The organism is Paenirhodobacter populi (assembly GCF_004022215.1).
Taxonomy (GTDB): Bacteria; Pseudomonadota; Alphaproteobacteria; order Rhodobacterales; family Rhodobacteraceae; genus Rhodobacter; species Rhodobacter populi.
Genome location: NZ_SAUZ01000002.1, coordinates 281,979 through 300,057, shown reverse-complemented (window position 1 = coordinate 300,057; position 18,079 = coordinate 281,979). Strand labels below are relative to the sequence as shown.

19 protein-coding genes are annotated in these 18,079 nt (G+C 67.1%); 5 read left to right on the top strand and 14 right to left on the bottom strand.

Annotation, left to right across the window (positions count from 1 at the left end):
* Positions 1-12 precede the first annotated feature (12 nt).
* The 11 genes from D2T30_RS03015 to D2T30_RS02965 all read right to left on the bottom strand — a co-directional run bounded on the left by D2T30_RS03015 (position 13) and on the right by D2T30_RS02965 (position 11,896).
* Positions 13-1,092 carry a FliM/FliN family flagellar motor switch protein gene (locus D2T30_RS03015; RefSeq protein ID WP_128207564.1) on the bottom strand — a complete coding sequence of 360 codons (1,080 nt, stop codon included), beginning with the start codon at positions 1,090-1,092 and terminating at the stop codon, positions 13-15.
* A gap of 63 nt (positions 1,093-1,155) precedes the next feature.
* On the bottom strand, positions 1,156-3,885 hold the full coding sequence (locus tag D2T30_RS03010; protein ID WP_128207563.1) for an ATP-binding protein: 2,730 nt from the start codon (positions 3,883-3,885) through the stop codon (positions 1,156-1,158).
* 2 nt (positions 3,886-3,887) lie between these two features.
* Positions 3,888-4,172: a hypothetical protein gene (locus D2T30_RS03005; RefSeq protein WP_128180753.1), complete on the bottom strand. Its 285-nt coding sequence runs from the start codon at positions 4,170-4,172 to the stop codon at positions 3,888-3,890.
* Positions 4,172-4,558 (bottom strand): response regulator transcription factor, encoded by a 387-nt coding sequence (locus D2T30_RS03000; protein ID WP_128207562.1) that lies wholly within the window; start codon positions 4,556-4,558, stop codon positions 4,172-4,174. The genes D2T30_RS03005 and D2T30_RS03000 overlap by 1 nt, the downstream gene beginning before the upstream one ends.
* A gap of 54 nt (positions 4,559-4,612) precedes the next feature.
* A complete protein-coding gene (locus D2T30_RS02995; RefSeq protein ID WP_128207561.1) occupies positions 4,613-5,956 on the bottom strand; it encodes a helix-turn-helix transcriptional regulator in 1,344 nt (447 codons plus the stop codon).
* 99 nt (positions 5,957-6,055) lie between these two features.
* A complete protein-coding gene (locus D2T30_RS02990) occupies positions 6,056-6,502 on the bottom strand; it encodes a hypothetical protein (RefSeq protein ID WP_128207560.1) in 447 nt (148 codons plus the stop codon).
* 369 nt (positions 6,503-6,871) lie between these two features.
* A complete protein-coding gene (locus tag D2T30_RS02985; protein WP_128207559.1) occupies positions 6,872-7,852 on the bottom strand; it encodes an ABC transporter substrate-binding protein in 981 nt (326 codons plus the stop codon).
* A 57-nt stretch (positions 7,853-7,909) separates the two neighbouring features.
* The gene (locus D2T30_RS02980) at positions 7,910-8,770 is read right to left on the bottom strand and encodes an ABC transporter permease (protein ID WP_128207558.1); all 861 of its coding nucleotides are present in this window, start codon (positions 8,768-8,770) and stop codon (positions 7,910-7,912) included.
* 10 nt (positions 8,771-8,780) lie between these two features.
* Positions 8,781-9,662 (bottom strand): ABC transporter permease, encoded by an 882-nt coding sequence (locus tag D2T30_RS02975; RefSeq protein WP_241651180.1) that lies wholly within the window; start codon positions 9,660-9,662, stop codon positions 8,781-8,783.
* Positions 9,649-10,434: an ABC transporter ATP-binding protein gene (locus tag D2T30_RS02970; RefSeq protein WP_128180765.1), complete on the bottom strand. Its 786-nt coding sequence runs from the start codon at positions 10,432-10,434 to the stop codon at positions 9,649-9,651. Before D2T30_RS02970 ends, D2T30_RS02975 begins: the two co-directional genes overlap by 14 nt.
* Before the next feature lie 208 nt (positions 10,435-10,642).
* Positions 10,643-11,896: a Zn-dependent hydrolase gene (locus tag D2T30_RS02965; protein ID WP_128207557.1), complete on the bottom strand. Its 1,254-nt coding sequence runs from the start codon at positions 11,894-11,896 to the stop codon at positions 10,643-10,645.
* A gap of 325 nt (positions 11,897-12,221) precedes the next feature.
* Between D2T30_RS02965 and D2T30_RS02960 the strand changes: the two genes are divergently transcribed.
* From D2T30_RS02960 to accC, 4 genes are all read left to right on the top strand, one after another.
* A complete protein-coding gene (locus tag D2T30_RS02960) occupies positions 12,222-12,848 on the top strand; it encodes a TetR family transcriptional regulator C-terminal domain-containing protein (protein ID WP_380727705.1) in 627 nt (208 codons plus the stop codon).
* Positions 12,849-13,028: 180 nt separating this feature from the next.
* The gene (locus D2T30_RS02955; protein WP_128207556.1) at positions 13,029-13,526 is read left to right on the top strand and encodes a hypothetical protein; all 498 of its coding nucleotides are present in this window, start codon (positions 13,029-13,031) and stop codon (positions 13,524-13,526) included.
* Between the two features lie 381 nt (positions 13,527-13,907).
* The gene (gene accB, locus D2T30_RS02950; protein ID WP_128207555.1) at positions 13,908-14,390 is read left to right on the top strand and encodes an acetyl-CoA carboxylase biotin carboxyl carrier protein; all 483 of its coding nucleotides are present in this window, start codon (positions 13,908-13,910) and stop codon (positions 14,388-14,390) included.
* Positions 14,391-14,400: 10 nt separating this feature from the next.
* Positions 14,401-15,747, top strand: coding sequence for an acetyl-CoA carboxylase biotin carboxylase subunit (gene accC, locus D2T30_RS02945; protein ID WP_128180775.1), 1,347 nt, complete (start codon positions 14,401-14,403; stop codon positions 15,745-15,747).
* Positions 15,748-15,776: 29 nt separating this feature from the next.
* Here the strand turns inward: accC and D2T30_RS02940 are convergent, their stop codons facing one another.
* Positions 15,777-16,484, bottom strand: a complete 708-nt coding sequence (locus tag D2T30_RS02940) for a methyltransferase domain-containing protein (protein ID WP_128207554.1) — start codon at positions 16,482-16,484, stop codon at positions 15,777-15,779.
* 89 nt (positions 16,485-16,573) lie between these two features.
* Between D2T30_RS02940 and aat the strand changes: the two genes are divergently transcribed.
* Positions 16,574-17,212 (top strand): leucyl/phenylalanyl-tRNA--protein transferase, encoded by a 639-nt coding sequence (gene aat, locus D2T30_RS02935; RefSeq protein ID WP_128207553.1) that lies wholly within the window; start codon positions 16,574-16,576, stop codon positions 17,210-17,212.
* Here aat and D2T30_RS02930 read toward each other — a convergent pair.
* Positions 17,176-17,538: a DUF2155 domain-containing protein gene (locus D2T30_RS02930; RefSeq protein WP_128180781.1), complete on the bottom strand. Its 363-nt coding sequence runs from the start codon at positions 17,536-17,538 to the stop codon at positions 17,176-17,178. The genes aat and D2T30_RS02930 overlap by 37 nt on opposite strands.
* Positions 17,535-18,041, bottom strand: a complete 507-nt coding sequence (mlaD, locus tag D2T30_RS02925; protein WP_128207552.1) for an outer membrane lipid asymmetry maintenance protein MlaD — start codon at positions 18,039-18,041, stop codon at positions 17,535-17,537. The genes D2T30_RS02930 and mlaD overlap by 4 nt, the downstream gene beginning before the upstream one ends.
* Between the last annotated feature and the right edge of the window lie 38 nt (positions 18,042-18,079).

Below are 18,079 nucleotides of genomic sequence, written 5' to 3'. Positions count from 1 at the left end.
CGCGGGAAACCTTCAGACGGCATTCTGCATCGGCCCGGGATCGCCGGGATCGGCCTTCAGCGGCGCCGAGGCCGCGTCGCGCAGGATCGCCGCCCCGTCCTCACCGCGACGCCACGCCTCGTGATCCGGTTCCTCGCTGCGCGGCGCGGGCGCCTCCTGCGGGGCATCCTCCGCCACCAGCCGCACCGCGCGCAGGCCCCGGCGCTGGCCGAGCCGCACGGTCGCCACGGCGCGCCCGTCCGCCTCCAGCTGCAGGCGCGCAAGCGCGTCGGGCGGCAGCGGAATGTCCACGCCGGGCCGCAGCGCCATCACCGCCGACAGCGGCATGCTGACCCGATGCAGCACCGCGTCCAGCGCCGCCTGACTGCCCATCACCGCCTGTTCCAGATGCTGCGCCCAGGTCGCATCGTCCGGAGGCACCGGCGCGGCAGCCGGCCGCTGCGGCGGCAGCGCCGGCTTCGCGCGGCCCTGTTCGGGCACGATCCACAGCAGGCCGCCCTCGCGGACCGCCTGCGGCCCGATCGCCAGCCGCATGGTCCAGACCCGATAGCTCACATCCTCCATCAGCAGACCGATGGAGCGGATATCGTCGAGGTATGAGGCATAGCGGAAGCCCGAGGCCCAGACGGCCTCCCCGCTGCGGGCCAGTTCCGTCTCGATCCCGGCGAGAACCGCATCCACCAGATCGACCGTCATCGCCGCATCCATCCGCGTCGGCTTGCGCGGCGGCGGGGGATTGCGGGCGATGCGCCCGGTCGTCTGCACCTCGACGATCGCCGAGAGCGTCGGGCCGGGCAGCACGACCAGCCCCATCGCCTCGGCAGGTCCCTCGATCAGCAGCAAAAGCGACATGTTCTCGATCAGTTCGGGCAGTTCGGCGAGGCTGGCGCGGCGCTCGGTCAGTGACCGCACGTCGATTTCAAGATCGAGCCGGTCCCGCGCGGCCTTGGCGATCGCCAGCCCGATGGCCCGTTCCGGCCCCGGCTCCGCCGCATCCTCAGCCGGCGCCGCGCGGATCATGCGCCGCAACACCGACGGGGCCGGTGCGGCGGGTTCCTGCCCCGGTTGTTGCTGATCTGTCTGTTCCTGCACGGGTCTGTCCTCTGCACCGAAGCATCATGGGGGCGGTCTTTCGCAGATGTGGCAGATCCGGGTTTACGATCGGTTGACGGCCTTCGCATCCGGGGGGACTTTCCGCCCCTCGCCCGGCCGCGGCGGGCAGGTCATCGGCAGCACGACCCGAAAGGCCGCGCCGCCCTGCCCCGGCAGATAGTCGATCGAGCCGCCCAGATTGACCATGATCTCGCGGCAGATGGCGAGGCCGAGGCCGACGCCCGGAATCTCGGGCGCCTCGCCCAGCCGGGAAAACTTCTCGAAGATCAGGGCCTGTTCCCGGCGCGGAATCCCCGCGCCATTGTCGATGAAGTCGATCACCACCGAGGATCCGCGCCGCCGCACCCCGATCCGCAGCACCGCCGGATCGGCCGCGCAATATTTCCGCGCATTGGTGATCAGGTTGATGAAGACCTGCAACAGCCGGTCCGCATCGGTGGTGACGACGACCTCTTCGGCGGTCACGTCGCGCTGATAGCGCAGCGCGCGTTCGGGCCGGGTATTCGCGGCGGCGGCAATGGCGCGGCGGATCAGGTCGCGCAGGCGCACCGGCGACAGCGACAGCTGCGCCCGCCCGCTTTCCAGAACGCCGAGGTCGAGCAGATCGTCGAGCAGCCGCGTCAGCCGGCGGCTTTCCTCATGGATGATGCCCGCATATCGCGCCCGCGCCGTGGGCGGCAGCTCGGGTTCCATCAGGATTTCCGAAAAGGCACGGATCGAGGTCATCGGCGTGCGCAGCTCATGGCTGATCTGGCCGAGGAAGGCGTCCTTCTGCCGCGCCAGTTCCGTCAGCTTGGCGTTGGCTTCGCGCAAGGCGCGGGCGGTGCGGGCCAGCTCCTCGGATTTCGCCTCGATCTGGGCGGCGTGTTCCTTGCTCTCGGCAGCCTCGCCCGCGACGAGGATCAGGTCCCGCACGGTGACCGAGGCGCCGCCCGTCAGCTGCGCGATCATCGCATGGGCCGTCGCCGCACCCACCGAACCCGCCAGTTCGCGTTCCAGCAGCGTCAGAAAGGCGGGCGTCGGATCGGGCAGGAAACCGGGCTTGCCCTGCCGCGCCGCCTCGGCCTGAAAGAAATGCTGCGCGGCCTCGGCCCCCAGAATGCGCTGCGCCATGGACAGCAGATCCTCGGCCTCCACCTGACCGCGCGCCCAGCCCTTGGCGCCGGGGCCGTGGTCGAAGACATTGACGAAGGCCATGCTTTGCAGCCGCTCCATCGGATCGGGGAAGGACAGGCCCGAGGCGAGGAAGAACACCGCCGCGTTGACCGGCAGGCTCCAGACCAGCGCATGCGACAGCGGATCCAGCCCCGTCAGGCCGAACAGGGCATGCGGGCGCAGCGCGGCGATGCCCCATGGCCCATGCGCCATCAGATCGGCGGACAGGATCGCCCCGCCGCCGAAAGAGGGCAGGAACAGCGTATACATCCACAGCGCGAACCCCGCCATCATGCCGAGCGTCGCGCCGATCCGCGTGGCACCGCGCCAGAACAGCCCGCCCAGAAGCGCGGGCAGCACCTGCGCCGCACCGACGAAGGCGATCAGCCCGACCGCGGCCAGTGCCTCGCCCCCGCCGGAAAAGCGATAGTAGCCATAGCCGAGCGCCAGCACCGCGGCGATGCAGAACCGCCGGCTGATCAGCACAACGCTGCGCAGATCGCCACCGCCCCGGCCGATGCGTCGCCGCAGCCCCAGCCATGCAGGCGCAAGGATATGGTTCGACATCATCGTCGACAGCGCGATCGCGGCCACGATCACCATCGAGGTGGCCGAGGAAAACCCGCCCAGAAAGGCCAGCAGCGCAAGGTTTCCCTGTCCCTCCTGCAAGGGCAGCGTCAGCACGAACAGATCGGGATTGGACCCCTCGGGCATCCGTTCCAGCCCCATCACCGCGATCGGCACGACGAACAGGCTCATCAGCATCAGATAGAGCGGGAAGGCCCAGCTTGCCGTCGCCAGATGCCGTTCGTCGGCATTTTCCACCACCAGCACCTGAAACATCCGCGGCAGCGTCAGCACCGCCGCCGCCGCGACGAAGGTCAGCCCCGCGAAGCGCGAGGGGACGAGCGTCCATCCCTCGCGTGCCGTCGCATCGATCCGCGCAAGGATATCGCCCGGCCCGTCCGCCAGCCCCCATGTGACATAGGCCCCCACCGCCAGCAGCGCGGCGAGCTTCACCACCGCCTCGACCGCGATGGCCATGACGACGCCGTGGTGACGCTCGCTCGAATCGAGGTTGCGGGTCCCGAAGAGGATGGTGAACAGCACCAGCCCCGCCGCCAGCCACAGCGCGATGGAACCATGCTCCGGCGGGCCCCATTCCGGCGCCTGCGCGGCGAAAGTGGCGAAACTCACCGTGACCGACTGCAATTGCAGGGATATGTAAGGCGCCGCGACGACCACCGAGATCACCGTGACGATCACCCCGAGCCCGTTCGACTTGCCGTAGCGGGCCGAGATCAGGTCGGCGATCGAGGTCACCCGATGCGCGCGGCCGATCCGCACCAGCTTGCGCAGCACCCCCCACCAGCCGATGAAAACCAGCGTCGGGCCAAGGTAGATCGTGGCGAATTCCAGCCCCGACCGCGCCGCATAGCCGACCGCGCCGAAAAACGTCCAGGCGGTGCAGTAGATCGACAGCGACAGGGTGTAGACCCAGGGGCCGCGCAGGAACCGCAACTGCCCGCGCGCGGCGCGGCGCTCGGCCAGAAAGGCGACGCAGAACAGGCCGATCACATAGACGAGGCAGACGATGACGAGGATGTCGAAAGGCATCGTCAGCGCCCGCCCGCGGGGTCGTCATCGGCGGGGGTCAGGGCTTCTTCCTCCGCCTCGATCGCCGGGGCGAGGTGTCGCGACAGCACCGCCGTCAGCACGATCAGCACCGCCCAGGTGCCGAACAGCCAGACCACCGCCAGCGCCGGACGCGGCGCCGGCTGCCACAGGGCCGGCAGCAGCACCGCCAGCGTCCCCGGAACCGGCAGCAGCCGCACAGCATCCATCGCCCGCCGCCGCCGGTAGGAGCGCCGCGCCAGAAACACCGGGCGGGGACCGCGCCCCATCAGCCCGCCTGATCCGCGCCGGCGATCCGTTCGACCGCGGCCAGAACATCGGCATTGGCGAATGGCTTCGCCAGAAAGGCCGTGGCGCCGGCCTGCTCGGCCGCCTCCCGGTCGCGCCCGTGGCCGCGCGCCGTCAGCATCAGCACCGGCAGCGTGGAAAAGGCGGGATCGGTGCGCAGATCGGTCAGGATATCCAGCCCCGACCGCCCCGGCAGCATCACATCCAGCACCACCACCCTGGGCCGCAGGGTCCGGATCCGGCCAAGGACGGCGGCGCCGTCCGGCTCGACCGCCACCAGCCATCCCGCGCGGGTCAGGATGAACCGGATCGCCTCGGCGATATGTGGCTCGTCCTCGACCAACAGGATCCTCCTGTCCGTCGTCATCAGCTTCCCTCCCCCGCTCCTCCATCCCGACTATCGCGGTGCCGGGCATGGCTGTCAAACAGCAAGCCCCCGCGCCGGTTCCGGCTGCGGTAGCAGGGCGGGTTCGTTGCGGCCGGGACAATTCGCCCGCGGGCAGATCCGGCAGGCGGTGCCGACCGGACGCGCCGCATCGTCGCCGGTCGCGGGCAACACCAGCATCATCGATTCAACCAACAGCGGCGCGTCGAAACTTGCCGGCGGCAAGGGCGCGCAAAAGGCGAAGGCGCGGAACCGGCGCGGCATCCGGCCCGCCACCTCGATCAGCGCCTGCACCGGCTGCATCGGCCGGCCAAGCGCCTCATACAGCGGCCAGAGCGGACAGGCCGCGCCGAAGCGCGGCGGCGCGAAGCCCGGAACCGGGCGGCGCAAAGTCAGCGTACCCGACCCGTCGCATATCACCAGCCCCGCGGTGATCCTCCCGCCCGGCAGCTCCGCCGCGGCCTCGGGCGGCAGGGTCGCCAGACGGCGGAACACCGCGCCAAGCGGCGCGCCGAATTCCGCCGCAAGCCGCGCGGGCTCCGGGCCGAAACGCGCGATCGCCGACAGGAAATCGCCGAGCGGCAAGGCCCGCGCATCGGCCTCGGCCTGACGGGCATAGCGCCGTGCCAGATCCCGTGCCGCCGTGCCCGCCAGTTGCGGCGCCGCCTCGATCCGGGCCTCGATCTGCCGTGCGCCGGGGGCATCAGGTTCCGGCAGATGCCAGTCGCAGGCGGCAAGCCAGGCCTCCACCTGATCGAGCGGCGCCGAAAGACCCGTTTCCGCCGCCACCAGCGCATCCAGATGCCGCGCCAGCGCCGCCGCGGTGGCGGACAGACGCTCCCCTTCCTCGCCGATCGTGCGCAGGAAACGGCCCTGCCATTCCGGCTCGATATCCTCCGTCTCGGCCAGAATCGTCGCGGTCGAACGCAGCGCGGTGACGCCCGAAAGCAGTTCGTGCAGCGCGTCCAGCAGGAACGGATCATGCGACAGGCGGTCGGCATAGGTCTCGACCATCCGCTCCAATGAGGCGACGCGCTCCTGCCGGTTCACCAGCAGCCCGGCCCAGCCGGGGAACAGGCTGGCGAATTCCTCGATCCGGTCAAGCTCGGCCGGGGCGCCGCCGGGATCCCCCGCGGCGGCCGCCATCCTCAGCCCGTCGAACAGGATCGCCTCCGCCCCTTCGGCAAGCGCCACCGCCGAGGTGCCGAGCGCCTCGGCAAGCTGTGCCAGAAGCGGCGCCCCGATCCGTCGCCGGTTGTGTTCGATCAGATTGAGATAGGCGGGCGAGATCCCCACCGAACGGGCAAGATCCGCCTGCCGGATGCGCAGGATCGTGCGGCGTTCCCGGATCCGGGTGCCGGTGAGCGCGATGCGGGCCATGTCACCTCCGGCGCGATGAACGGCCCAAGATTTACACGCAACACCCGGCCCTGCAATGGAATTTACCGATGACGCAGGGTCACCCTCCGCGCCCTGTCGCTACTGAAAGGCACGGAACCGCATCCCGTACATGACCGCGCGGCGGGAACAGACCTCCATCGCCTGCGCCATCTGGTCCTCGTTCGAGCCGGCCCGGCGGTTCAGATCACCGGCCAGCCGCTTGCGCGCCTGCACGATCACCGGCCCCATCGGCGCGCCCGTCGCCTTGAGCCGATTGAGCCAGAACTTCGCCGCCTCGTCGACATAGCTGCCGACCGGCGGCCCGCCCGCCACGACATCCTGCGCGACCGCAAGGCAATAGCCGCTTTCCTCCGCCACGCTCCCCGTATCGAAAAGATAGCTCTGCGCGGCGGCGAACTGCGATTTCCAGACCAGATAGAACAGCCCGCCGACAAGGATCACCCCGGCGACAGCCCAGGCCCAGATCACCCCCGGGCGCGTCCCTTCGGAACGGGTCGGATTGCGGCGTGCGGTCGTCGGTGCCATCTGTCCCTCATCGGTTCCCTCTGCACAGCTATGCGCCCGAAAAGGTTAAAAGCACGTTTCCCGCCGCCGGGCCTGTGTGAAAACCCGGTTCCAGCGACGCGGAGGAGAACGTTCGACAGCCTATAGCTCCACGCAGGTGCGCGTCATCTGCCTCACTCCGGCACTTCTGAAGAGGTTCCTTCCAAGGCATTGTCATAAAGGCGCGTTTTGACACACCCTCTGCCCGCGCCCATTCTATAAGACAAAAGGACCAAGACTCCCGGCAAAGGCCCGCCTCTCCCATCGTGTTTCCATAAATATCCCGGGGGTGAATTCCGCGTCAGCGGAAGAGGGGGCTGGCCCCCTCCTCCCCATCCACTTGCACCCCCCCTACTTCAGCGCCTCATCGGTGATTTCCAGCGTATAGGCCCCCTCGGGTGCCTTGGAAATCACAGGATCCGACCCGCCCGCCAGCAGGATCTTCACCGTCCGCTCATAATCCGCCGGATCCAGCGCACCGTTCGAGCCCGCCGTCAGCTTGGCGATCTCGCCCATCATGCGCTTCTGGTGCTCTTCGGTCTGGGCGCCGGTTTCGTCGTTTTCCAGCACGATATCGGCGGCCTCGTCGGGGTTCTCCTCGGCGTATTTCCAGCCCTTCATCGAGGCACGGACGAATTTCACCATCTTCTCCTTGAACGCGGGATCGGCGAGCTTGTCCTCCATGACGTAAAGCCCGTCTTCCAGCGTGGCCACACCCTCGTCCTCATATTTGAAGGTGACAAGCTCCTCGGGCTTGATACCGGCGTCGATGACCTGCCAGTATTCGTTATAGGTCATGGTCGAGATGCAGGCCGCCTGCTTTTGCAAGAGCGGATCGACGTTGAAGCCCTGCTTCAGCACCGTCACCCCTTCGGGCGAGCCATCGGTCGGGATCTTCAGCGTCGCCATCCAGCTCAGGAACGGATATTCGTTGCCGCCGAACCAGACGCCAAGCGTCTTGCCGCGGAAATCCTCCGGTCCCGTGATCCCGGTTTCCGCAAGGCAGGTCAGCATCATGCCCGAGCTTTTGAACGGCTGCGCGATATTGACCAGCGGCAGCCCCTTTTCCCGCGCGGCCAGCGCCGAGGGCAGCCAGTCCACCGTCACATCCGCGCCGCCGCCCGCCATGACCTGCGTCGGCGCGATATCCGGACCGCCCGGCATGATCTCGACGGTCAGGCCCTCTTCCTCATAGAACCCCTTGTCCTTGGCGACGTAATAGCCCGCGAACTGGGCCTGCGTCACCCATTTGAGCTGGAGCTTCACATCCTGCGCCGCCGCCGCGCCCGCGGTCAGGGCCAGAAGCGCCGCACCGATCAGGTATCTGTTCATCATCATCTCCCCTTGGTTTTTCCGATTGTTCCGGTTGCCGATTGTTCCGGTTGGTTGTCACGCGCCCCGCCCGGCGGCGCGCTGTGAAGGATGCCAGAAGGTCACCGCCTTCTCGATCAGGGTCATCAGCCCGAAGAAGCCCGATCCCGCCAGCGCCGCCACCGCAATTTCCGCCCAGACGAGCGGCAGATCAAGCTGACCGACGGCGGTCGAGATGCGAAACCCCATGCCCCGCGTCGGAGAGCCGAAAAACTCGGCAACGATGGCCCCGATCAGCGCCAGCGTGGTGGCGATCTTCAGCCCGTTGAAAAGGAAGGGCATGGCGGCGGGCAGGCGCAGATACAGCAGGCTCTGCCGTCCGGTCGCAGAATAGGTCCGCATCAGGTCGCGCTGCAACGGATCGGTCGCGGCCAGCCCCGCCACCATGTTGATCAGCACCGGGAAGAAGACCATCACCACCACGACCGCCGCCTTCGACTGCCAGTCGAAGCCGAACCACATCACGAGGATCGGCGCGATGCCGACGATCGGCAGAGCGGCGATGAAATTCCCGACGGGCAGCAGCCCGCGCCGCAGAAAGGGCGAGCGGTCGACAAGTATCGCCACCAGCACCGCCGCCCCGCAGCCGATCAGATAGCCCGACAGCGCCCCCTTCAGGATCGTCTGGGTGAAATCGCCCCACAGAAGCGGCAGGCTTTGCGCGAAGCGTGCGGCGATCACCGTGGGGGCTGGCAGGATCACCGGGCTGACGTTCAGCCCGCGCACGAGCCCTTCCCACAGCACCAGCAGCGTCACCCCGAACAGCGTGGCGACGAAGGGCCTTGCCCACCGGCTGCGATACCAGCGATTGGCGATGTGACAGTTGAGCATCGTCGCCGCGATCCAGAAGGCGATGGCCGCCCATCCCTGCCAGCTCATCGCATCCTCCTCATCGCGCCAGCCCCATGCGTTTCAGCACCAGACGCTCCACCGCGCCCACCGCCGCCACCAGAACCGCCGCAAGGATCGCCGCCGCGAAGAGCGCCGACCAGATCTGGATCGTCTGCCCGTAATAGCTGCCCGACAGGAGCCGCGCCCCCAGCCCCACCGTCGCCCCGGCCGGCAGTTCCGCCACGATCGTGCCGACCAGCGCCGAGGCGATCCCCACCTTCAGCGAGGCGAAGAGATACGGCAGCGAAGCGGGCAGCCGCAGCTTGAACAGGGTCGTCGCGCGCGAGGCATTCCAGGTGCGCAGCAGGTCGAGCTGCATCCCGTCCGGGGCGCGCAGCCCCTTGACCATGCCGACCAGCACCGGAAAGAAGCTCAGATAGGCCGCGATCAGCGCCTTGGGCAGCAGCCCCTTGATCCCGAGCGAGGCCAGCACCACGATCACCATCGGCGCGATCGCCAGGATCGGGATCGTCTGCGAGGCGATGGCCCAGGGCATCACCGACATGTCCATCGCGCGCGAATGCATGATGCCCACCGCCAGCAGCAGCCCCGCCGCCGCACCGAGCGCGAAGCCCGCGAGCGTCGCCGACAGCGTCACCCCGGCGTGATAGACAAGGCTGCGCCGCGAGGTGGGAGCATAGCGCGTCACGCCCTCCCACAGCCCCGCCAGCACCTGATGCGGCGTGGGCAGCATCGGCCGGTCCTGCGCCAGCGTGCGTTCGATCAGTTCCGGCAGGCCGATCTGCACGCCCGCGCGGGCGGCCTGATCGTATTCCCAGCGGCTGTTCAGCACGACCGCGAAGACATACCAGACCACGACGATCACCGCGACGACGGTCAGGATGGCGGCAAGGGTTCTGAACCGCTCAATCATAGGCATGGCCCGCGCGCAGCCCCTCGCGCACGCGATGGGCGATGTCGAGGAATTCCCGGCTTTCGCGGATCGACAGCGGCCGGTCGCCGCGCGGCAGCGGGCTTTCGATCACCTCGGCGATGCGGCCGGGGCGCGGGCTCATCACCACGATCTTCGTCGACAGGTAAACCGCCTCGGGGATCGAATGGGTGACGAAGGCGATGGTCTTTTGCGTCCGCCGCCAGAGCTTGAGCAATTCCTCGTTCAGGTGGTCGCGGACGATTTCGTCAAGCGCGCCGAAGGGTTCGTCCATCAGCAGGATATCCGCGTCGAAGGCCAGCGCCCGCGCGATCGAGGCGCGCTGCTGCATGCCGCCCGACAATTGCCACGGGTATTTCCGCCCGAAGGCCTCCAGCTCGACGAGCGAGAGCACCTTTTGCACGCGCTCCTGCTGTTCGGCGCGGGTGTAGCCCATGATCTCCAGAGGCAGGCGGATGTTGCCCGCGATGGTCCGCCACGGATAGAGCCCCGCCGCCTGGAACACATAGCCGTAGCTGCGCGCCTTGCGCGCCTCGTCCGCGCTGATGCCGCAGACCGTCAGCCGGCCCGAGGTCGGGGTTTCCAGCGCTGCGATGCAGCGCAAAAGCGTGGTCTTGCCGCAGCCCGAAGGCCCGATGAAGGAGACGAAATCCCCCTTGCCGATCGTCAGGTTCACGTCTTTCAGCGCCTGCACCGGGCCGTCGTTCGTCTGAAAGACCAGATCGAGGTTCGCTATGTCGATCACCGGCGCGGCCGTCATCGTGCCGGTCCTGTGGCTGCGGTCCGGGGAAAACGCCGTTCCGGTGCACGGGTGGAGGGGGAGAAAGGGGGCGCCGCCCCCTCGCGCGTGCCGCGCTCACCCCCGGGATATTTATGGAAAAACGACGGCAGAAAGAGGGCTTCGGGTGAGAGGGCCGGATGCGGCCCGCAGTGACGGGAGAGCGGGCGGGTCACGCCATGCAGGAACATCACGCCTCCACGATCTCCGCCGTTTCAAGAACCGCATGCAGCAGCACATCCGCCCCGGCGGCGGCCCATTCGGGACTGATCTCCTCGGCCTCGTTATGGCTCAGCCCGTCGACGCAGGGGCAGAAGATCATCGTCGTGGGCGCCAGTTTCGCCGCCCAGCAGGCGTCGTGGCCCGCGCCCGAGACGATGTCGCGGTGGCTGTAGCCGAGTTTCTCCGCCGCCGCGCGCACGGTTTCGACCAGTTCCGGCGCGAAGGTCACCGGGTCGAAATGGCCGACCGCCTCGATGGCGCAGGTGACGCCGAGGGCCGCGCAGATCTCTTCGGCACGGGTTTCGATCTCGGCCCGCATATGGTCGAGCTTCGCCTGATCGACGGTGCGGATGTCGACGGTGAAGACCACGGTTTCGGGCAGCACGTTGCGCGAATTGGGGGCGAAGGTCACCTGCCCCACGCCGCCCACCGCATCGGGCTGCGCGGCCATCGTCACCTCTTCGACCATCTCGAAGATCCGCGCCATGGCGAGCCCGGCGTTCACCCGCATGGCCATCGGCGTCGAGCCTGTATGCGCGGCCTTGCCGGTCAGGGTGAATTCCAGCCACCATAGCCCCTGCACATGGGTCACGACGCCGATGGTCTTGTCCTCGGCCTCGAGGATCGGGCCTTGCTCGATGTGATATTCGTAATAGGCGTGCATCTTGCGGGCGCCGACCTCTTCGTCGCCCTTCCAGCCGATGCGTTCGAGTTCGGCGCCGTAGCTCTTGCCCTCGGGATCCTTGCGCGCATAGGCGTAGTCGAGGTCGATCTCCCCCGCGAAGACGCCCGAGGCCAGCATCGCCGGGGCGAAACGCGCGCCCTCCTCGTTCGCCCAGTTGGTCAGCACGATCGGATGGCGGGTGCGGATCCCCAGATCGTTCATCGAGCGGATCACCTCCAGCCCGGCGAGCACGCCCAGCACCCCGTCGAACTTGCCGCCCGTCGGCTGGGTGTCGAGATGCGAGCCGATATAGACGGGCAGCGCCTCCGGATCCGTGCCCGGGCGGGTCGCGAACATCGTGCCCATCCGGTCGACGCCCATCGTCAGGCCCGCGGCGGTGCACCAGTCCTGAAACAGGGCGCGGCCCTCGGCATCCTCATCCGTCAGGGTCTGGCGATTGTTGCCGCCGGCCACGCCGGGGCCGATCTTCGCCATCTCCATCAGGCTGTCCCAAAGACGCGCGGAATTGGTGCGGAGGTTCTCTCCGGGTGCGGGCATTTCATCTCTCCATTGATGCGCCGGCCGGTTGGTCAGGCTCTTGCGACTCTTTTTCTGACCGGATGGTCAGGCCGATGGGGACATGCTCCGGCCATGCGGTCAACGAAATCCGCCGCCAAAGCGGGGCGCGACCGGCTATTCCGCAGGCTTGCGCACAAAAAACAGGCGCACGGCGGAGGCAGCGGGGGCGCTGCCGCGGCGCGCGGGATGCGGGAAATGTGGCATCCACAAGGTTTTCCCCACGGCACCCGCAGGGGCACCCCGGTCGTGTTGATTCGCGCCGGCCTTCACGCTATAGCCCTGCTGTTTCCCAAGGAGCAGATCGTTGGACGATATCGGAGCGAACCGACCCAAGACCCGGATCCAGCGCCGCAATACGGAGGCGATCCTCGAGGCCGCGCTGGAGGTCTTTTCGTCCAACGGGTTCCGCGGCTCGACGCTGGACCAGATCGCCCGCGCGGCGGGACTGTCGAAGCCGAACCTGCTGTATTATTTCCCCTCGAAAGAGGCGATCCACAGCGAATTGCTGAACGGTCTGCTGGATGTCTGGCTGGATCCGCTGCGCGCGATCGACCCGGCCGGCGAACCGCGCGACGAGATCATGACCTATGTGCGCCGCAAGCTGGAAATGAGCCGGGAAATGCCCCGCGAAAGCCGGCTTTTCGCCAATGAGGTGCTGCAGGGCGCGCCGCGGATCACCGATGTGCTGTCGGGCGGGCTGAAATCGCTGGTCGATGAAAAGGCGGCGGTGATCCGCGACTGGATCGAGGCGGGGCGTCTGGCGCGGATCGACCCGTATCACCTGATCTTCTCGATCTGGGCGATGACCCAGCATTACGCGGATTTCGAGGTGCAGGTGCGCGCGATCCTCGGCCCCGAGCACGATGCCTTTGCCGAGGCCGAGGTCTTTCTCGACCGGCTGTTCGACCGGCTCCTGTCCCCCGATCCTTAAACTTTTCAGGGATTTCCGGCCGCGAGGCCGCGGATTCCGCTGAAGGGTTTACCCTTGCGTAAGACTTTCGCCGCAGTTTCAGAGGAGAGTGGCATCTGAATTGCGTGGAATTGCGTTCGCGGGGGCAACAGGATGGATCGGATATCGGGTTTTCTGCCTCAGATCGGCTGGTCGCCGGCGATGACGACTGTTGCGCCCGAAAGGGCACCGGCCAGCACGGTCGAACCGGCGAGTGCGACCAATGGCGCGGGCAGCGGAATGGAGGCCGGGGTCGATACGCAGACGCCCGAGGATCGTTCGGCGCGTGCCCTCGCCCAGCTCCGGGCGCAGGGCGAAGCCACGGCCACGCGCGGCGAAACCGCCGTTCTGGCGCTCAGCCTGTCGGAGATGGAAACCATCGATCCGGATATGCCGACCGGGCCGCCGCCGACCTTCTCGGTCTCGCCTCTTCAGGCAAAGGCTGCCGAACTGAAGGCCCCGCCCGAGTTTGACGTGGTGCCGGATAAGGCAATCCCGGCGCGGGCCGCACCCGCCCCGACGACGGAAACGCCGGAACAAGACACAAAGCGGCCGGATCGCGCAGCCACCGCTGCCGCCGGCCCGACGGGAAATGACCAGACCGGGTGGCAGGGACTGGATACCGCCCCGCAGAGGCAAAGCCTCGATCTTCTGCGGTGATCCGAAACGAGGAACGGCAAAATGCCCGAGTTCCGATCTGCCATCCTTTCGGAGAGCCTCGCGTGAAACGCGGGGCTCTCTGTCTATGTCGCCGGCCTGTCCCGCCCGATCTGACTGCGGACGGGTCTCAAAGCGAATGAAATGTCCACGCGGATCCGTGCAGGCGCCAGCGCGGCCTGTCGCGCCTCACGGGACCGGTGCCACCGGTCATGGACCCTTCCATATCGCCATTTCCTGCCTCGCAGCGCCAATGCACATGGAGGATATTGTCCCATGGCGCTTTTCTCTGCGGGACTGAGCGCGTATAAGGCGGGATGATTATGGCAACCCCGGCGCAAAACGACCGGCAAAGAAGACCAGACAGCACCCCTTGAGGACGGCATGACCAAACAATCCCATGATAACGACGTGGCATTCATTCAGGCGCTTGCAGAGCTTCTGAACAAGAACGAGCTGACCGAACTCTCGGTGGTGCGGGAATATGGCGAGGATGACAGCCTCGAGGTGCGTGTGGTGAAGCAGGCGACCATCGTGGCGGCCCCGGCCGCTGCCGCGCCCGCGGTATCGGCGGCTCCCGTGCCCGCGCTTGCGGCGCCCGCGCCGGTGGTGGATGCCGATCCGGCGACACTGCCGGGCGCGGTGACCTCGCCGATGGTCGGCACCGTCTATCTGGCGCCGGAACCCGGCGCCGCGACCTTCGTCAAGGTCGGCGATTCCGTGCAGCAGGGACAGACCCTGCTGATCATCGAGGCGATGAAGACGATGAATCACATCCCCGCGACGAAATCGGGCACGGTGAAGCGCATCCTCGTCGAGGATGGCACCCCGGTGGAATTCGGCGCGCCCCTGATGATCGTCGAGTGAGGGCAAACCCATGTTCGACAAGATCCTGATCGCCAACCGCGGCGAGATCGCGCTGCGCGTGATCCGCGCCTGCCGCGAGATGGGGATCGCCTCGGTAGCGGTCCATTCGACCGCCGACAGCGATGCGATGCACGTGCGGATGGCGGACGAAAGCGTCTGCATCGGGCCGCCGCCCTCGTCCGAAAGCTATCTGAATATCGCCTCGATCATCGCGGCCTGCGAGATCACCGGCGCACAGGCGATCCATCCGGGCTATGGCTTCCTGTCGGAAAACGCCAATTTCGTGCAGGCGCTGGAAGATCACGGCCTGATCTTCATCGGTCCCTCGTCGGAACATATCCGGCTGATGGGCGACAAGATCACCGCCAAGGAAACCGCGAAGAATCTGGGCATCCCGGTGGTTCCCGGCTCGGCCGGCGGCGTCCATGATTTCGAGGAGGCGAAGGCCGCGGCGCGGCAGATCGGCTTCCCGGTCATCATCAAGGCGACGGCGGGCGGCGGTGGCCGCGGCATGAAGGTCGCCGAAACCGAATCCGAACTGGAAATCGCCTTCCGCACCGCAAGGTCCGAAGCCAAGGCCGCCTTCGGCAACGACGAAGTGTATATGGAGAAATATCTCCAGCGGCCGCGCCACATCGAGATCCAGATCTTCGGCGACGGCAAGGGCCGCGCGGTGCATCTGGGCGAGCGGGACTGTTCCTTGCAGCGCCGCCACCAGAAGGTGCTGGAAGAGGCCCCCGGCCCTGTCATCACCGAGGAACAGCGCCACCGCATCGGCAAGATCTGCGCGGACGCGATGGCCAAGCTGAAATATTCCGGCGCCGGCACGATCGAATTCCTGTTCGAGGATGGCGAATTCTATTTCATCGAGATGAACACCCGCCTTCAGGTGGAACATCCGGTGACCGAGGCGATCTTCGGCGTCGATCTCGTGCGCGAACAGATCCGCGTCGCGGCGGGCGAGAAGATGGAATTCCATCAGGACCAGCTCAAGATCCGCGGCGCGGCGATCGAGGTGCGGATCAACGCCGAGCGCGTCCCCGGCTTCACGCCCTGCCCCGGCACGATCACCCAGTATCATGCGCCCGGCGGTCTTGGCGTGCGGATCGATTCCGCGATCTACGACGGCTACAGGATCCCGCCCTATTACGACAGCCTGATCGGCAAGCTGATCGTGCATGGCCGCGACCGTCAGGAAGCCCTCGCCCGGCTGAGCCGCGCCTTGGGCGAGCTGATCGTCGATGGGGTCGATACGACGGTGCCGCTGTTCCATGCCCTGCTGGCCGAGCCGGACATCCAGAGGGGCGATTATTCGATCCACTGGCTGGAAAAGTGGCTGGCCAAGACCTACGGCTGATCCCCGGACGGCGCCTTCGGGCGCCGTTCCTATGCCCGCTCGCGCAGCAGGCAAGTGCCGCGGCGCTTTTCCCCAACGCGGTAGTAATCGGCGATCGGAGAACGGTATTCCTCCGGAACCTCCTCCCAATCCAGCCAGTCGAACGACAGGTCGAGCGCATCCGCCATCGATTCCAGCGCCTTGGGCGAAGGAATCCCGACCACCGCGCGCACCTGCCCCGCGATCTGCGGAATGGCGTTCAGATCCTTGTCGGTGCGCTCGCGCGACATCAGGATCACCGCTCCCGGGCGCGCGGCGAATTCGCTGTCGACGATCATCAGCTTCGGCCGCAGCGCCGCGGCCAGCCGTAGCAGGCGGAAGTGATCCATGATGTGGTAGAAGATGCCCAGCACGCCGATGACGTCGAAACTCTCCCCCCGCGCGACCAGCTTTTCCAGACCGTCGAAGATGTCGTCCTGCACCATCGTCACCCGCCCGCGCGCGGTATCATCGGGAAAATCGCGGAACCGTTCGACCAGTTCCGCGCGCCCCTCGATCCCGATCACCTCGCGGGCACCGGCCGCGGCGAAGGCGTAAGCCCATCTGCCGTCATGCGCCGCCAGATCCAGAACCCGGCGGCCGGTGATCTCGGGCTTCAGCGGCTCAAGGATCATCTCATGCCGCAGGTTCATCCGGGTGATGGTCTTCGCATCATCCTCATAGGGTGCGATCGAGGACAGAAAATCGAAAAAACCCATGTGTTTCACCCGTCTGGCGGCTTTGCCGCAGCCTCTGGCGGGTCTAGTGTTAGCGCGGGCGCGCGACCAAGGCAACAACGGGGGCCGGAATGCACGATCAGCTGACGGCCGGGATGCTGCTTGCGGGCTATGCGCAGGGGATTTTCCCGATGGCCGAAAGCCGCGACGCCAGCGAGCTGCACTGGTTCGAGCCGCACCGGCGCGGGATCCTGCCGCTCGACGGGTTCCATATCTCGCGCTCCCTCGCGCGGGAGATCCGGCGCGGCCGGTTCACGATCCGGCTCGACAGCGCCTTTCATGCGGTGGTCGAGGGCTGTGCCGACCGACCGGAAACCTGGATCAATGCCGAACTGTTCGAGCTTTACGATACGCTGTTCACGCTCGGCCATGCTCATTCAATCGAGGTCTGGCGCGGGCCGGATCTGGTCGGCGGCACCTTCGGCATCACGCTTGGCGGGGCGTTTTTCGGGGAAAGCATGTTCTCCCGCGTGACGAATGCGTCGAAAGTCGCGCTGGCCTATGCCGTCGACCACCTGCGCGAGGCCGGGTTCAGCCTGTTCGATACGCAATATCTGACCGCGCATCTGGCCAGCCTTGGCGGGGTGGAAATTCCGCGCGACGAATACCGCCGGCGTCTGGCCGTGGCGCTACGCCATTCGGCGGATTTCACCGCGCCGGAAATCCCCACGCCTCAGCTGTTGTTGCAGCGGATGACCCAGACGTCGTAGCGCGGATGATCCAGCGCCGAAAGCGCCGGGCTGTCGGCGATCATCCAGCCTTCGAAATCCGTCTTGCCATCCTTCTCGTCGATCTGAAGATAGGCATAGGCATTCGAGGCCGGGTCGTTCGCCGGATAGCGGCATTGCTTCAGCGTGACCGAGATCTGGCCGAAATCGACCCGCTCGTTCACGCGCACCGGAATATCCGTCGAAACCCCCGAGATCTTGTCGAGCCCACGCAGCAGCGCGCCGGAGGCCTGCGCCAGCCCGTCCGCCTGTTGCGCCAGAACCGGCCCCGCCGCCGCGATCGCCAGCACGATCAGCGCCGGTTTCACGGCTGCGTCCCCGCGCCCGTATCCGTATCGGCGCCCGCCGCGGCGGGCGCGGCCCCGGTGTCACCGCCGCCACCCGCGAATTTCATCATCAGGCTGAGGATCGAAACCGCCCCCTGTGTGTCAACGATCTCTTCCCCGGGGGCGAGGTTGGTGATGCTGCCGCCCGGCTGGATCTCGATGAACGATCCGCCCATCAGCCCTTCCGAGGCAACGATGACCTGCGAATCATCCGGCAGTTCGATCCCCTTGCGCACGGTGAAGGTCGTATCGGCAAAGAAGGTCTTCGGATCCAGACGCACATCCGTCACCGCGCCGATCTTGACGCCGGCCATGCGCACATCGGTGCCGACCGTCACCCCCTCGACCGAGCGGAACGAGGCATGCAGCGGATAGCTGTCCGTCGACATGCCCAGCCCCCGGACCTGCCCGGCCCAGATGATGAAGCCGACTGCCACGGCCACCACAGCGGCGCCGGTCAGAATTTCAATGCGATTCTCGCTCATGGTTTCTCCCGCAGTGGGGACCGGCCCCCGACGGGGCC

Excerpts from the sequence above, each read along its gene's own strand:
- D2T30_RS03010 (WP_128207563.1), bottom strand. The coding sequence starts at position 3,885 with ATGCCTTTCGACATCCTCGTCATCGTCTGCCTCGTCTATGTGATCGGC.
- D2T30_RS03005 (WP_128180753.1), bottom strand. The coding sequence starts at position 4,172 with ATGGGGCGCGGTCCCCGCCCGGTGTTTCTGGCGCGGCGCTCCTACCGG.
- D2T30_RS03000 (WP_128207562.1), bottom strand. The coding sequence starts at position 4,558 with ATGACGACGGACAGGAGGATCCTGTTGGTCGAGGACGAGCCACATATC.
- D2T30_RS02995 (WP_128207561.1), bottom strand. The coding sequence starts at position 5,956 with ATGGCCCGCATCGCGCTCACCGGCACCCGGATCCGGGAACGCCGCACG.
- D2T30_RS02990 (WP_128207560.1), bottom strand. The coding sequence starts at position 6,502 with ATGGCACCGACGACCGCACGCCGCAATCCGACCCGTTCCGAAGGGACG.
- D2T30_RS02985 (WP_128207559.1), bottom strand. The coding sequence starts at position 7,852 with ATGAACAGATACCTGATCGGTGCGGCGCTTCTGGCCCTGACCGCGGGC.
- D2T30_RS02980 (WP_128207558.1), bottom strand. The coding sequence starts at position 8,770 with ATGAGCTGGCAGGGATGGGCGGCCATCGCCTTCTGGATCGCGGCGACG.
- D2T30_RS02975 (WP_241651180.1), bottom strand. The coding sequence starts at position 9,662 with ATGCCTATGATTGAGCGGTTCAGAACCCTTGCCGCCATCCTGACCGTC.
- D2T30_RS02970 (WP_128180765.1), bottom strand. The coding sequence starts at position 10,434 with ATGACGGCCGCGCCGGTGATCGACATAGCGAACCTCGATCTGGTCTTT.
- D2T30_RS02965 (WP_128207557.1), bottom strand. The coding sequence starts at position 11,896 with ATGCCCGCACCCGGAGAGAACCTCCGCACCAATTCCGCGCGTCTTTGG.
- D2T30_RS02955 (WP_128207556.1), top strand. The coding sequence starts at position 13,029 with ATGACGACTGTTGCGCCCGAAAGGGCACCGGCCAGCACGGTCGAACCG.
- accB (WP_128207555.1), top strand. The coding sequence starts at position 13,908 with ATGACCAAACAATCCCATGATAACGACGTGGCATTCATTCAGGCGCTT.
- accC (WP_128180775.1), top strand. The coding sequence starts at position 14,401 with ATGTTCGACAAGATCCTGATCGCCAACCGCGGCGAGATCGCGCTGCGC.
- D2T30_RS02940 (WP_128207554.1), bottom strand. The coding sequence starts at position 16,484 with ATGGGTTTTTTCGATTTTCTGTCCTCGATCGCACCCTATGAGGATGAT.
- aat (WP_128207553.1), top strand. The coding sequence starts at position 16,574 with ATGCACGATCAGCTGACGGCCGGGATGCTGCTTGCGGGCTATGCGCAG.
- mlaD (WP_128207552.1), bottom strand. The coding sequence starts at position 18,041 with ATGAGCGAGAATCGCATTGAAATTCTGACCGGCGCCGCTGTGGTGGCC.